Here is a 13614-nt window from a genome sequence, read left to right on the forward strand (position 1 = left end):
AGTCACATGTTGATTTTTTGGAAAAGAAACCGTCGAGAGAATGGAATTTAACGCCATGCCTGCCCTTTCCCTGGATTGCTCTGTTATCTCTGTTGCCTCCTGTTCAATCGTCCGTACTTGGATTTATTCCAACCACCGGCGGAAGCGGTTGTAGGAAAACCCGATGCCCACCAGCAACACGGCCAGCGCGGCCGAGGCGATGATGCGGTGGAAAGTATTGTCCAAGTCGTGAAAGAAGAGGCGGACGATGCCCAGGGCGAGCAGTGCCAGACCGGTGAGTCGATAGGGTTTGAGGCGGGCAGCAAAACCAAAGGCAAGCACCACCACACCCGCTACCGCCCAGAGAACGGTTCCATAGGCATCGACCCCCAAATTCGGGGTAATGGCCAGAATCATGATGAGTCCGGCCGGAGCCACGGCGTGGAACCAATGGGAGAACGTTGGGGTTGATTCCGGATGGGAGCGTTTCAGGGCATAACCCTGGAACAAACCGGCTACGGCGACCAACACCGCCGATATCCAGAATGGCTGGGCATCAAGCCCCGCATCCCGGATCAGCAAAACAATCAGGGCCGCGCCAACCCAAACAAGAACAGCCATGATCCCCGCTGGGAGGGAAGCAAAGGCCCACGAGGCGCAAACCAGAAGAACGGCTCCAACGACCAATACAGCCGGGCGCCAGGGTTCGGGAGGGGCCCATGAACCGACGTAAAACCAAATACAGGCCCCGGCCAAAGCCGCCCAGCTTTGGTTCCAGATGCGTAATAGGATAGGATCCGCGGCATCCCTGAACCGTGCCTCGATGGCCAGCAGGCCCATGACCGCAACCGCGGCCAGCCACCACGACAGCGCATGTTGGGGCAGATGGGGCAATCCAAGAAATACCGCCAGATGGAGCCATCCAGCCATTCCGAGGAGGGGCCAGATGCCGCGCAATTCGCGGAGCGATTCCCGTTGTGATGCGAAGGCCAATCCGGCGGCGCCGAGGGCGAGGACTGTGAAGGCGCAGGGGGCGGGCATGTGTTGGAAACACAAAAAGACCGCAGCCACAGCCGCCATGAGCCAATAGACCAGCGACTCCCGAGAACTGCCCCCCAGGGGCCGGACTCTCCAGGCGCCCAGGGCCCAAAGCAGAGAGAGAAGTGCTGATAAAGTCGCGCTCGCTTTGCCTGGATTGTAATCATTACTTAAGAAAACAATATGCAACCATCCCATGGCGGCCAATCCGAAGGTCCACCATAAGGTGCGGGGCTCGCGCGAGCCGGAAACGGTGGCCAGACTGCCGGCGAGGGCCATCCAGCCGAGTGTGATGGCCGGTATGACGAGCCCACCCGTGGAGATACACAAGAGGGAGAATACCGCTCCACCCGCAGCGAGGGACCATGGTGACACCCCCCGTCTTTTGATTGCCGGAGCGGCCAAGCCGAGCAGTTGGGTGAGTGCGGTCACCAACACGCCCCAGGTCGCGGCCAGCACAACGGGATATTCCTGCGGATGTTCCAGAAAAAGGGAACGGGCACTGCCCAACAGGCCACAGGCCAGAGCGATGCCGAAGCTCAGATACAATGCCAAAAAACGGCGGGTGGGCTCGATGCGGGATGCGGGAGCGAGATATACGCCACAGGCCAGCAATCCCCATAATCCGCCATGGATCAATCCCAGTTCACCGGGATGGGCATAGGCTTGGTTGAAATCACCGAAGACAAAGCGTACCGTGGCCGCGATGAGCACCAGGGCTGGTGCTGCCCACGCCAGGGGTGCACGGGTCGCCAAGACCACGCCTCCCATGAGCACCAGGGTCACTACACCGAAAGCCAGTGAGGTTTCACCCCGCAGGTAACTGGTGCCGGTGATCGCGCCGAGAAGACCGACCAGAAAAATACCGGTGGCCGGCCAGGATAGATTCCACGAGACGTCACGGGTTGCCGGGTTGATGCCGACCTTGCGCCGGTGATACAGGGCGGCCGTGGCCAACGCCGTGAGCAGAAAGGCATGGCGGGCGATTTCCCCGCTCCATGCCGGGAAGAGGGAATCTCCCAAGCGCCAGATCATGGCCATGAGGGCCCAGACCCAAGCCAGCGACCAGATGGCCAGGAAGGCGAACTCGCGCACCCGCCCCGATTGTCGCCACCACGAGAATAGGAGGCTGGCAGATTGCAGAGCCAGCGAAACCCAACGGGCAGGTCCTTCGAGGGTCAGCAGCAGCCAAGTGGTGAAGAGGAAGGATCCTTTGAGGTAATAGTTGGCCTCGAAATAAGGGTCCGGCATCCGGCGGCGGAGGACGTAGGCGGCAGAGAGGGCGATAATGGACGCCACCAAAGCGAAAGGTTTAAAGTAGGTATCGCCGGCGTGGTGGCTAAAAAGCCAAGCTAGGGCGAGGACGCCCGAGGTGTTGGCCGTGGTCCAGAAGCGGTCCAGAATTCGGTTGAAGGGCCAGTTCCCCCGCGCATGGCCCCGCCAGGGCGCGGCCACGTGGATGAACCAGACCACCGCCAGCCATGTGCTGAATAGCAGGGCGGATTGCGCCTTGCCCGAAAGGATCAGTGTGCCGCCGAGGATGTAAGTACCCACCAACGAAATCAGGGCGGGCAGGATCCAACCGCGTCCAAGCAACAAGCCGGGTCCGGCGGCGGCGAGCAATACAGTGGCCAGAAGGGCAAAACCGTGGAAGCCGTGGTATTGGGCAAATCCGATGGCCAACAATCCACCGAGGATGCTGAAGGTTCCGGCGACCCGCAACCTGGCCGCCCAAGCCAGGGCAAAGAATCCCATAGCGGCAAAGATTTGTAATAAAACGCCCGCCATGGGTGATTCCACGATCCGGACGGGTGCCAGGGCATAGGCGGCGAATGCGGAAAAATAAAGCATGGCCAATCCGCCCCCGAGCACGACCTCGCCGTAGCCCTTGGTGGTTTCGGCGGTTTCGTCCTTCGGTCGGGTCAGGCGGAAGCCCCAATAGGAAACCCCGAGCGCGACGGCCAATAATTCGACCCAGCGGACCCAGGGTGGGGATTGGTGGGAGACATAAACGGCGAAGAAGACAGCGGCGATGATGCCGAGGAGGATACCGACCCGTGTGGTCCACCATCCGGCCAGGCCGGCCTCGGTCCACTCTTTTTCCGGGGGCAAAAGATGCAACCGGCGGAAAAGACCTGCCCAATCGTAGGGCTCAAACGAAGCCGATGGGCCCGAAGGAGGAGAGGGTTCTTCCGTTCTTTCCCACTGCGGAACAAACTTCTTGGCGGGTTGTTCAGAAGAAGTGGGAAGCGGGGGTGTAAGCGACGCTTGGGCTTCTGCTGACTGTGGGGGTGGTGTGGCTGTCGGATCTGGATCGTGCGGCCAATGGGTTTCTGGAACAGGGGGTGTCCACACTTTGGTTTGGACCGGGGCGGGTGTGGGCCTTTCTTGCGGGGTAGGCTTGTGGATCATGGGAGGAAGACCTCCCTGCCTGAGTTCTTTCAGTTCGATGCGTAGATCTTCGACTTTATGTTTGAGTTGTTCGACTTCCTCGCGAAGGCTCCGGCCCTTCCACCACGCCACGATTCCAAAGACCGTCAGGATAAAGAGAAAAAATACCATCACAAACCCCTTTAGAGAAAAGGTTAGTGAGACCCGCACTCATGGGGCAAGTGCAAATAAAAGAACAATGGAACAGAAGATAACGAAGGTAACAAAGCAAGCCCGGGGATGGGGGGTGTCTAACTTCGACCCGGTGAAGTGTTTTTCAGAATCAAAAAACCTCTTACTGCCTTGCTTTGATGCCTTTGTTAGCTTCTGTTTATATCAATGGGGAGCGCACACGGCGCAGCCGGCGATGTTCTGGAAGAAATCGTTGCCCTTGTCGTCGACGAGGATGAAGGCGGGGAAGTTTTCCACCTCGATTTTCCACACCGACTCCATGCCCAGTTCCGGGTATTCCAACTGCTCGACTTTCTTGATGTTTTCCTTGGCCAGGATGGCGGCGGGGCCGCCGATCGAGCCGAGGTAGAAGCCGCCGTGTTTTTTGCAGGCGTCGGTCACGGCCTTGCTGCGGTTGCCCTTGGCGATCATGACCATGCTTCCGCCCTTGGCCTGGAACTGGTCGACGTAGCTGTCCATCCGGCCGGCGGTGGTGGGACCGAAGGAGCCGGAGGCATAACCGGCGGGGGTTTTGGCGGGACCGGCGTAGTAGACCGGGTGTTTCTTGAAGTAGTCGGGCAGGTCGCCGGTTTTGTCGAGGCGTTCCTTGAGCTTGGCGTGGGCGATGTCGCGCGCGACCACGATGGTGCCGGTGAGTTCGAGCGGGGTGGTGACGGGATGCCTGGACAACTCGGCGCGGATTTCATCCATCGGGCGGTTGAGATCGATCTGGACCGCCTGGCCGTTGCGGGAAAGACGGCGGAATTTTTCCGGGATGTATTTCCCGGGCTCGTATTCGAGTTGTTCGATGAAAATGCCGTCGGCGTTGATCCTGGCCTTGATGTTGCGGTCGGCCGAACAGGAAACGCCGATGCCGATCGGGCAGGAGGCCCCGTGGCGGGGCAGGCGGACGACGCGGACATCGAGGGCGAAGTATTTTCCGCCGAACTGGGCGCCGATGCCGCACTCGCGGGCCAGCTTGAGCATGCGGGCTTCCATTTCAAGGTCGCGGAAGGCCTGGCCGAGTTCGTTGCCCTGGGTGGGGAGGGAGTCGAGGTATTTGGCCGAAGCCAGCTTGACGGTCTTCAGGCAGGCCTCGGCGCTGGTGCCGCCGATGACGAAAACAAGGTGATAGGGCGGACAGGCGGCGGTGCCGAGGGTGAGCATCTTTTCCGTGAGGAACTGTTCGAGCTTTCCCGGGACAACCGTCGCGCGGGTTTCCTGGTAGAGGAAGGTTTTGTTGGCCGAGCCTCCGCCCTTGGCCACGAAGAGGAATTCATAGGCGTCGCCGTCCGTGGCGTAGAGGTCGATCTGGGCCGGGAGGTTGGTGCCGGTGTTTTTTTCCTCCCACATGGTGAGTGGGGCGTTCTGGGAGTAGCGGAGATTTTCCTTGGTGTAGGCATCGTATACGCCGCGGGAGAGGGCCTCTTCATCGTGGCCGCCGGTCCAGACCTGCTGGCCTTTCTTGCCGATGATGGTGGCGGTGCCCGTGTCCTGGCAGAAGGGCAGGATGCCGAGGGCGGCGGTTTCCGCGTTGCGGAGAAGGGTCAGCGCCACCGTGCGGTCGTTGTCCGAGGCTTCGGGATCGTCCAGGATGGCCGCCACTTGTTTCAAGTGGGCCGGGCGGAGGAAAAAATTGATGTCGTGGAAGGCCTGGAAGGACAGGAAGGCCAGGGCATCGGCTTCGACCTTGAGGATGGTCTTGCCCTCGAAGGTCGAGGTGGAGATGCCCTCCTTGCTCAACAGACGGTAGGGTGTGTCATCGGCTCCGAGGGGGAAGGGCTTTTGATAGACAAACGGCGGCGTGGGCATGGATTTCCTTTCCCTTCCAAATTAGCGGACGTGAGCTCGAAAATCCAGATCTATTAGAGGAAATAATTGAAAAGGCTCGGCGGCATGAGCTTTTTGCGCGTCGTCCAGCTGAATGAAGCAGCCGTTTGCCCGGGCTGGTCGGGCATGTTCAGCCGCCCTTTTTCAGGATCTCTTCCAGCTTTGGCATGATTTCGGAGGGGTGGACCCATTCGGAAGAGCCACGACCGGCCAGCTCCTTGCCATCGGCGTCGGTGACGACGAGGTAGGGAATGCCCTGGGCGGAGAGCTTGCGCAGGATCGGGAAGCTGTCCTTTTTGTCGTAGGCCAGGGCCGGGAATTCCATTTTCCCCCAGTCCATGTATTCGGCCATGTCTTCTGCGGAACGGTCGCTGCTGACAAAGATCAATTCAAACCCGGGATACTTCTTGGACAGTTTTTTGTAATCCTTGGAAAGTTCCGGGGTGAAGGCCCGGCAAGGCGGGCACCAGTGCGCGGAAAAGTAGAAAGCCAGCACCTTCTTGTTGGCCAGGGCACCGGCCGGACTGGCCGCCACTTTCCTGCCGTCCAGATGGACCAGCGCACTTTCCAATTTGTCGGTAAAGGGTGTGGCGCTGAGCATCAGGGGCATGAGCAGAACGAGGAGCAAGGCAAGCAGGGTGTTTTTCACGCTCCAATGGCTAGCACAATCCGCGACCTTTGGCACCTGACTTTTGCATGACGAATCGGAAAATCGTCGCTTGTCGTTGCAAGTTCCGCTTATACTTCATCCCTTATGTCGGATGAAACGATCCAAGTCGGCCTGATCTCCCTCGGCTGTGCCAAAAACCTGATCGATTCCGAGATCATGGTCGGCCACCTCCAAAAAGGAGGGATGACCATGACCCCCGATGCCGGGAAGGCCGATGTCATCATCGTCAACACCTGTTCGTTCATCGATTCCGCCAAGGAGGAAAGCATCGACGCCATCCTCGAGGCCCACCGCGCGCGGGGCCTGCGCAAGAACCACACCGGCCAGAAGATCATCGTCGCCGGCTGCATGGCCCAACGCTTCGCCGGCGAACTCAAGTCCTCCATGCCCGAGGTCGATGCCTTCATCGGCCTCGATCAGATCAAGGACATCGTGCCCATCGTGGAAAAAGTCTGCGCCCACGACCGCGATGAAGACGGGGCGCCGGAGAACTTCGTCACCGAGCGTCCGACCTACATCCCGGACTACGACACCCCGCGCTTCCGTCTGACCCCCCAACACTACGCCTACGTCAAGATCGCCGAGGGTTGCAACCACCCCTGTTCGTTCTGTGTCATCCCGCGGATGCGCGGGCGGCATCGCAGCCGCACCGTGGACTCCGTCGTGCGCGAGGTCAGGCAGCTGGTCGCCGAGGGGGTCAAGGAGATCAACCTCATTTCCCAGGACACGACCTACTTCGGCATGGACCTTTGGGAGGAAAAAGCCTCCCCGCGCCAGCCGGTCGATTCCTCCAAGGGCGCGGCCCTCACCACCCTCTTGCGGGAAATTGAAGCCCTGCCCGGCGACTTTTGGGTCCGTCTCCTCTACACCCACCCGGCCCATTGGAGCGACGAACTGATCCACACCATCGCCGACTGCAAAAAAGTGGTCCGCTACATCGACATGCCCCTCCAACACATCAGCGAGCACATGCTCGGGGAAATGCGCCGGGAGACTTCCGGGCAGCACATCCGCGACCTCATTGCCCGCATCCGGGCGGGCATTCCGGGGATCGCCCTCCGCACGACCTTCATCGTCGGTTTCCCCGGCGAAACAAAAGCGGATTTCGCGGAGTTGCTGGCCTTCATCCGTGAAACCCGGTTTGAGCGCTTGGGAATCTTCCAGTATTCGCGTGAAGAGGGCAGCCGTGCCGCCAAGATGGTCCGGCAGATTCCGAAGAAGGTGAAAGAAGAGCGCTGGCACGAGGCCATGGCTTTGCAGAAAGAACTGGCGGCGGAGATCAACGGGCAGTGGGTCGGGCAGAACCTCCGTGTCCTGGTCGAGACTTCCGGGGTGGCCCGGGCCCAGGCCGACGCGCCGGACATCGACGGCCGGGTTTACGTCGACCCCGATTTGGCGGTGGGCGAATTCCACGAGGTGAAGATCCATGCGGTTCGCGACTACGATTTGATTGCCGAAGGGGCCGGCCGGGTCAAGGGAGCGGGCGGGCGGGCCTATGCGGCGGCGCGTTGAGCTTTTTTCTTGGCAACCCTCTTCGGAGCAACCGATTCCACAGACAACGGGACTGTCTACTTGAACGATATGAAACCCCTGATTTTATTCATCCTGCTTTCTGGAATAGGCCTGGCCCGGGATGCGGCGTGTGCTGGAGAGACGGCAAGGAAGGCTGACTCCAATGGCGATGGGTTGCTGGATCGCAAGGAATGGATCGCTTTCCTGGGCGAGGATCTTTTTTCGCGGATGGATCGTGATGGGGATGGAGTCGTTTCTCGCCAGGAAGCGTCCCGACATGCCGGCTTGGGGGTGGTCCGGGGATTGGAGCGTCCGCAAGTGGAGTTGGGTTTTGACCAGGTGGACCGGAATCGGGATGGGAAAATCACGCCCATGGAACTACGAAAAGCCCTGGCCCGACAAAAGAACGTGGAAGTCGTCTTCGATGACTACGATATCGACAACGATTTGCATCTGCAAAAATGGGAATTGAAAGAGCCGCCGAACAATGTGGGGATCCAGTTCCGTTTTTGACTAGGACGCCACCAAGCCCGCCACACCGGCTACGGCCATGGCGCCGCCCAAAACGGTGCGCAGCGTGGGTCGCTCGCCTTCCAGCCACCAACTCCAAGGCATGATGACCAACGGTGCCGTGGCCACGACGGGCAAAACGAGCGCACTCGGCCATTCGCGCAAGGCCGCCTGATAGCACGTCACGCCCAACACCGGGCCGCTCAGGGCATTCAAAAAAGCCCAGGGTAAGCCAGCTTTAAAAGTCGTCGGATTTCTCCAAAATTGGAGTGATTTTCGACTGATTACCAAAACAACAACGATAAAGATTACCCCGCCGAGCATTCGCTGAGCGGTGGAAGAAAAGGCGTCGAGGGTGACCAGTTCCTGCCGGTTGGCGGCAAAGCCCACTCGGCTGAGGACCGCTCCGAGTGCCTGGCCCGTGGCGGCCACCAACCCCCAGGCCAAGCCGCCCAGAAGGGACCTGCGGTCCGCCGCAGGCAGGGAGTTCGGTGAGAGGGCGATGGCCACTCCGGTCAAGATGAGCGTGATCCACGCCGTTTGGCCTGCGTGAAGCGAGGTACCCAGAAAGCACCACTCGATCAGCGCGGCGATGGGTGCCGCCAGGCACTGCACGATCAAGAGGCTGAGCCGCGCTCCCAAGGGTGGAAGGGCCCGGAAGAGGGCAAAATCGCTCAAGCCAAAACCGACCACCCCACTGAGGAAAAACCAACCCAGGCCCGGCCCGGAAAATCCGGCTCCGAAGGCCAAAGCCAAAGGGAAAAGGATGCAGGAGGCCAGGGCAGTTCGCAGCCAAACGGCGTCCCATGTGCCCAGCGCCGAGGTCGAGCGCCGGGCAAAGATCACCGACCAGGAAAAGAGTAGGGTGGCCCCGCAGGCAAAGAGCATGTCGCATTCTGCCCAGAAGCCGTTCTTTCGCAAAAGAATGAAAGCTCGCCTCCATGCACCTCGGTGCTTGCCACTCCGGCCCCCCCCGCTACAACGATTCCACGTCTCGTTTTATCTAATCATCAGAACCCAGGAACCCCATGGCCGCCGATAATTCTCCCGTTGCAAAAGTTGAAGCTCCCGCTCTCAAAGCCCTTTCCATCAAAAACACCCTCGCCGCCACACCCCGCACCGCACCGAAGCACGCTGTGACGGTCAAAAACGCCGCCGGCCAGGCTGTCACCCTCGCCGACCCCCGCGCCACCCGCGCCCTCGTCGCCTGCATGGACGTCCACGCCGTCGTCGGCGGTGCCGCCTGCCACTGGGGTGGACCGGCCGCCCTGGCCGAAGTCATGTCCGCCCTCCACGGCATCCTCTTTTCCACCCCGGGCCGCGAATGGTTTGAGGCCTATAATTTCGTCAACGACGCCGGCCACACCGAGAATGGCGTTTACGCCGTCCGCGCGCTCTACGGCTTCGACGGCCTCGACTACAAGGCCCTTTCCGGATTCCGCAGCATCGCCAGCAAATTGACCGGCCACGGCGAATCCCATCTCAACCCCGAAGGTGTTTACCTCTCCAACGGCCCGCTCGGTTCCTCCCTCCCCCAGGCCCAGGGCCTGGCCATGGGCGACAAACTCATCGGCAACGACCGCGCCACCCTTTGCGTCATCTCCGACGGCGCCGCCATGGAAGGCGAGGCCAAGGAAGCCTTCGCCGCCATTCCCGGTCTGGCCGGCAAGGGCCAACTCAACCCCTTCGTCATGATCCTCTCGGACAACGACACCAAGCTCTCCGGTCGCATCACGCAGGATTCCTTCTCCATGCAGCCCAGCCTGGAAGCCCTCGCCCCCCTCGGTTGGAACGTCATCAAGGTCGAGAATGGCAACGACCTCCAGGCCACCTACCTCGCAGTAGAGAAAGCCCTGGCCGCGGCCAAGGCCGATCCCAGGAAGCCGGTCGCCCTCTGGCTCAAGACGGTCAAGGGTTATGGCATCAAAAAGACCGAGGCCGACAGCTCCGGCGGCCATGGCTTCCCGCTGAAAGACGGCGAGTTCATCCTCGATTGGATGACGGAAATATTCTCCGGCTCCGAAGTTCCCGCTGACATCCTGGCCTGGGCCAAAGACATCCGTGCCACCTGGGAAAAGAAACAGGAAGCCGCCAAAGCCGCCGCGCCCAAACCCGCCGGTCCCAAGACGGCCAAGATCCAGGCCGGCCTCTCCGCCGGCGCCATCAAGGCCGCCCAGGAAGGCCTGCCCGTCGTCACCGTCTCCGCCGACCTGGCCGGTTCCACCGGCATGAGCACGTTCGCCAAGACCTTCCCCGAACGCGCCTTCGATATCGGCATTGCCGAATCCAACATGGTCAGCGCCGCCGCCGGTCTTTCCAAACAGGGCTTCATTCCCATCGTCGATACCTTTGCCCAGTTCGGTGTGACCAAGGGTAATCTCCCGCTCACCATGGCCGTCCTTTCCCAGGCCCCGGTCATCGCCGTCTTCTCCCACTGCGGTTTCCAGGACGCCGCCGACGGCGCCTCGCACCAGGCCACCACCTACTTCGCCGCCGTCAGCCCCATCCCCCACACCACGGTCATCTCCTGCTCGTGCAGCGACGAAGCTGAAGCCTACATGCACCAGGCCATCCGTCGTGCCGCCGAGGCCCGCAAGACCGGCCACGCATCCGACAATGTCATCTTCTTCGTCGGGCGCGAAAACTACCCGCTCTCCTGGCAGCCCGGGGTTTCCTACGACTGGGGCAAAGCGCAAGTCCTGCGTGAGGGCAAGGACGTGACCTTCCTCACCAATGGCCCGCTCGTCGGCAAAGCCCTGGCCGCCGCCGACCAACTCGCCGCCACCGGCAAATCCGCCACCGTGATCAACAACGCCTTTGTCAACAAGATCGACGTCGCCACCATCGGTGCGGCTGTGAAAAAGACCGGCGGCAAACTCGTCACCGTGGAAGACCACCAGGTCGTCTGCGGCGCCGGGGCCCAGGTCGTGCACGCCCTGGTCAACGCCGGAGTCGATGTCCAAGCCCGCACGTTGGGGATCAAAGGCGAGTTCGGCCAATCGGCCTACACCGCCGACGAACTCTATAACAAACACGGACTCAACGCCGCCGGCCTTCTGGCTGCGGCCAAAGAACTCGGGGTCTAACCCCCTTTACCTGTTCTACTCTAAAAAAGCCTCATTCTCTCCACCCACGTAAACCTGCAGTCGAGTTCCGGCTGGATAGGTCCGTGCGCAGGCATCCGCGGTGGCGGCGTCCGGACTCCAGCCTCCATCGATCACCAATCGATAAAGCCCCGGCGCCTGTAATCGGGGAGGACTCTGCGGCGCATCGCGAAGTCGCACCACCAGCTTCCACTTGTCGCGGAAAGTGGCGGAGGCGTCCGGAGGTGCGCTGCATCCCGACTTCCTCCCAACCAGAACTGATCACCACCACCTCGCGGGGTTTGCCCAACCGGGCCCGACGTTCGGTCTCGGACTCGGCGAAAGGGGAAAAGGCGTTCAAAACGATGAGTAAGACGAGGCCGCCCCCGAGCAAGAACAGGCTGGTGCGGAGCGGGGCGTTCAAGCCGGGCCTTTGCCTTCCCGCTCCCGGAGCAACGCCTCGTATTTCCACTGGCAGACCTGGAGGGCATGTTCCTCGCTGCAGCCTCCCCAACCAAGGGACTCTTCCCACCAGCCGTCGAATTCATCCGCTGGCATCATGGCAGCGATTTTACGGAAAAGAGCCGTGCCCCGTTGCCCATAGATGTCGATGCCGTGGGTGAAGACATCGCTCAGGGGATGATCGCCGGGGCCGCCGCAGGACATGGACTGGTGATACCAAAAAAGACAGGGAAGTCGATTTATGGATTTGTGCGTTTCCGACTCTGCGTGAATCAGGGAGCCTGTGGATTCCGTCGGATCACACAAACCAGGATGCCGTCGCGGCGGATTTCCCGGAAGACCGGGGCCTCGGGAAAATTCCGCCACATGCCGTAGCGTGGCACGCAAACCGTGTAGTCCAGTTTGTCCGGAAAAGCGGCCTGGCCGCTGGAGCCCAGGAAAAGGCCGATCTGTGTTCCGCCCTTGGGGTCGAGGAAATGGGTGAAGCAGGGGATGGAGAGACCGTTGGCCCCGACACCGACGAGCAACGGACGGCCCGCCCGTGCCTGTTCCGCCTGGATGATCCCGGCCGCTTCTTTGTAGCTGGTCAGCCAGTAATCCGTCTCAAATCGCTCGTGCAGGGTCTCTTTGTCGCCGGCCAGGATGTTGTAGAACACATACTGATACGGGTGGGTGGCGATGAGGGCGGGCAGAGCCACGAGCATGAATCCGGCGACGGTGATGGTGGCGCCTGTGGGCCCGAGACGGCGCTGGAGTGTTCCGGCCAGGGTGGCGGCGGCGGTTCCGGCCAGAACGGCCAACGGGGGCAGCAGGAAGAGGAAGTGCCGGATGCCGTCGTAGATGTTCGGGTTGCGCAGGATGACATAGGCCGGGGGAAAAAGGACGGCGAAGAGCAGGACAAACCAGAACGTGCCGGCGTGATTTTTCCAAGAACGCAGCAAGGCGGCCCCGGCCAACGCCATTCCACCCAGGGCAAGCAGGAGGATCGGGACCGGCATGGTCAACGCCACCATGAACGGAAGGTAGTGCCACGGGAGTTTGGCGCTTTCCCAGGTCTGGCCCAGATAAAGCACCGGGTAGGAAATCGGAAAGGCGGTGGATTGGGCGAAGGCTTCCCATGGGTTGAGAACCGGGTTGGCGTGTGCGAAAGGCCAGAAAGCGACCATGATGAGCCAGGCCAGCAATCCGGCCAACAGGGCATGCAAGGGCCAGCGATTGGTGAGGGCAGTGCGCACGGCCTGGGCCTGTTTTCCCTGCAGCAGTTCGCGCAAAAACAGCCAGCCCACGGTGGCGGCGGCGAAGAGGCCGGTCATGATCCCGCCGCCGACGCGCACCGAGAGGGTCAACCCCAGGGCCGCCCCGAAGAGCAGGAAGGCGCGCAAGGTCGGCCGGTCGATGAGGGCAAACAGCGCCACCAATGACCAGGCCATGGCGGTGGCCAGGGGGATGTCCTTGCAATTCATGAACGACTGGCCGACAAACTGCGGCATCAGCACCAGGGCCAGAACCGAAAACAGGGCCGCCCGCTGACCGCCCAGTCGTCGTCCGAGTGCGGCCACGGCCGGCACGGCCAAGACCCCGCAGAGCGCCATGAGCAGGTTGCGGTAGGCGAACAAGTCCTTCCCCAGCCAACGGTGGAGGACCGCACTGGGGAGATCGAAGAGTGTGCCGTAGTTGTAGAGTCCGCCGATATCGGTCTTCCAGCGCATGTCCTTGAATCCGGAAAGGAAGTAGTCGAGAACGTACGAGCCATAAATGGCGTGTTGGGCGTCATCCCAGGCCATGCCATAATCCCGGCAAAGAAACACGGCCGCCAGCGCCAAAAAGGGAACGGCCAGCCAGGCGGCATGGCGCAGGACGAAGGGTTCGTGCGCGGTTGCCTCCGAATCGACGGGGAGGGGCCCGGGTTTGTGCCTCTTCCGGCTCATG

At 61.3% G+C, this 13614-nt stretch carries 10 protein-coding genes; 3 read left to right on the forward strand and 7 right to left on the reverse strand.

Features of this window, described 5'->3' with window-relative positions; genetic code table 11:
- Positions 1-123: 123 nt before the first annotated feature.
- The 3 genes from SFU85_05995 to SFU85_06005 form a co-directional block, all read right to left on the reverse strand.
- Positions 124-3579: a hypothetical protein gene (locus tag SFU85_05995; GenBank protein ID MDX6766324.1), complete on the reverse strand. Its 3456-nt coding sequence runs from the start codon at positions 3577-3579 to the stop codon at positions 124-126.
- A gap of 204 nt (positions 3580-3783) precedes the next feature.
- Positions 3784-5430 carry a fumarate hydratase gene (locus SFU85_06000; GenBank protein ID MDX6766325.1) on the reverse strand — a complete coding sequence of 549 codons (1647 nt, stop codon included), beginning with the start codon at positions 5428-5430 and terminating at the stop codon, positions 3784-3786.
- Positions 5431-5578: 148 nt separating this feature from the next.
- Positions 5579-6097 (reverse strand): thioredoxin-like domain-containing protein, encoded by a 519-nt coding sequence (locus SFU85_06005; protein MDX6766326.1) that lies wholly within the window; start codon positions 6095-6097, stop codon positions 5579-5581.
- Between the two features lie 105 nt (positions 6098-6202).
- Between SFU85_06005 and rimO the strand changes: the two genes are divergently transcribed.
- Complete coding sequence (rimO, locus tag SFU85_06010) at positions 6203-7630, forward strand: 30S ribosomal protein S12 methylthiotransferase RimO (protein MDX6766327.1); 1428 nt, start codon at positions 6203-6205, stop codon at positions 7628-7630.
- Between the two features lie 69 nt (positions 7631-7699).
- Positions 7700-8143, forward strand: coding sequence for a hypothetical protein (locus tag SFU85_06015; GenBank protein ID MDX6766328.1), 444 nt, complete (start codon positions 7700-7702; stop codon positions 8141-8143).
- Here SFU85_06015 and SFU85_06020 read toward each other — a convergent pair whose 3' ends face one another.
- Positions 8144-9028 (reverse strand): DMT family transporter, encoded by an 885-nt coding sequence (locus SFU85_06020; protein MDX6766329.1) that lies wholly within the window; start codon positions 9026-9028, stop codon positions 8144-8146.
- A gap of 140 nt (positions 9029-9168) precedes the next feature.
- Between SFU85_06020 and SFU85_06025 the strand changes: the two genes are divergently transcribed.
- Positions 9169-11226, forward strand: a complete 2058-nt coding sequence (locus tag SFU85_06025) for a transketolase C-terminal domain-containing protein (GenBank protein ID MDX6766330.1) — start codon at positions 9169-9171, stop codon at positions 11224-11226.
- A 31-nt stretch (positions 11227-11257) separates the two neighbouring features.
- Here SFU85_06025 and SFU85_06030 read toward each other — a convergent pair whose 3' ends face one another.
- From SFU85_06030 to SFU85_06040, 3 genes are all read right to left on the reverse strand, one after another.
- The gene (locus SFU85_06030) at positions 11258-11647 is read right to left on the reverse strand and encodes a hypothetical protein (protein MDX6766331.1); all 390 of its coding nucleotides are present in this window, start codon (positions 11645-11647) and stop codon (positions 11258-11260) included.
- On the reverse strand, positions 11644-11889 hold the full coding sequence (locus SFU85_06035) for a hypothetical protein (GenBank protein MDX6766332.1): 246 nt from the start codon (positions 11887-11889) through the stop codon (positions 11644-11646). Before SFU85_06035 ends, SFU85_06030 begins: the two co-directional genes overlap by 4 nt.
- A gap of 68 nt (positions 11890-11957) precedes the next feature.
- Positions 11958-13613 carry a glycosyltransferase family 39 protein gene (locus SFU85_06040; GenBank protein ID MDX6766333.1) on the reverse strand — a complete coding sequence of 552 codons (1656 nt, stop codon included), beginning with the start codon at positions 13611-13613 and terminating at the stop codon, positions 11958-11960.
- Position 13614 lies beyond the last annotated feature (1 nt).

The sequence above is a fragment of the Candidatus Methylacidiphilales bacterium genome (assembly GCA_033875315.1).
In the GTDB taxonomy this organism is placed as follows: domain Bacteria; phylum Verrucomicrobiota; class Verrucomicrobiia; order Methylacidiphilales; family CAZTYG01; genus JANRJG01.

What these genes read in the sequence shown, in the direction of transcription:
- SFU85_05995 (MDX6766324.1), bottom strand. Translation starts at nt 3,579, where the DNA reads ATGGTATTTTTTCTCTTTATCCTGACGGTCTTTGGAATCGTGGCGTGG.
- SFU85_06035 (MDX6766332.1), bottom strand. Translation starts at nt 11,889, where the DNA reads ATGTCCTGCGGCGGCCCCGGCGATCATCCCCTGAGCGATGTCTTCACC.
- SFU85_06015 (MDX6766328.1), top strand. Translation starts at nt 7,700, where the DNA reads ATGAAACCCCTGATTTTATTCATCCTGCTTTCTGGAATAGGCCTGGCC.
- SFU85_06040 (MDX6766333.1), bottom strand. Translation starts at nt 13,613, where the DNA reads ATGAGCCGGAAGAGGCACAAACCCGGGCCCCTCCCCGTCGATTCGGAG.
- rimO (MDX6766327.1), top strand. Translation starts at nt 6,203, where the DNA reads ATGTCGGATGAAACGATCCAAGTCGGCCTGATCTCCCTCGGCTGTGCC.
- SFU85_06020 (MDX6766329.1), bottom strand. Translation starts at nt 9,028, where the DNA reads ATGCTCTTTGCCTGCGGGGCCACCCTACTCTTTTCCTGGTCGGTGATC.
- SFU85_06025 (MDX6766330.1), top strand. Translation starts at nt 9,169, where the DNA reads ATGGCCGCCGATAATTCTCCCGTTGCAAAAGTTGAAGCTCCCGCTCTC.
- SFU85_06000 (MDX6766325.1), bottom strand. Translation starts at nt 5,430, where the DNA reads ATGCCCACGCCGCCGTTTGTCTATCAAAAGCCCTTCCCCCTCGGAGCC.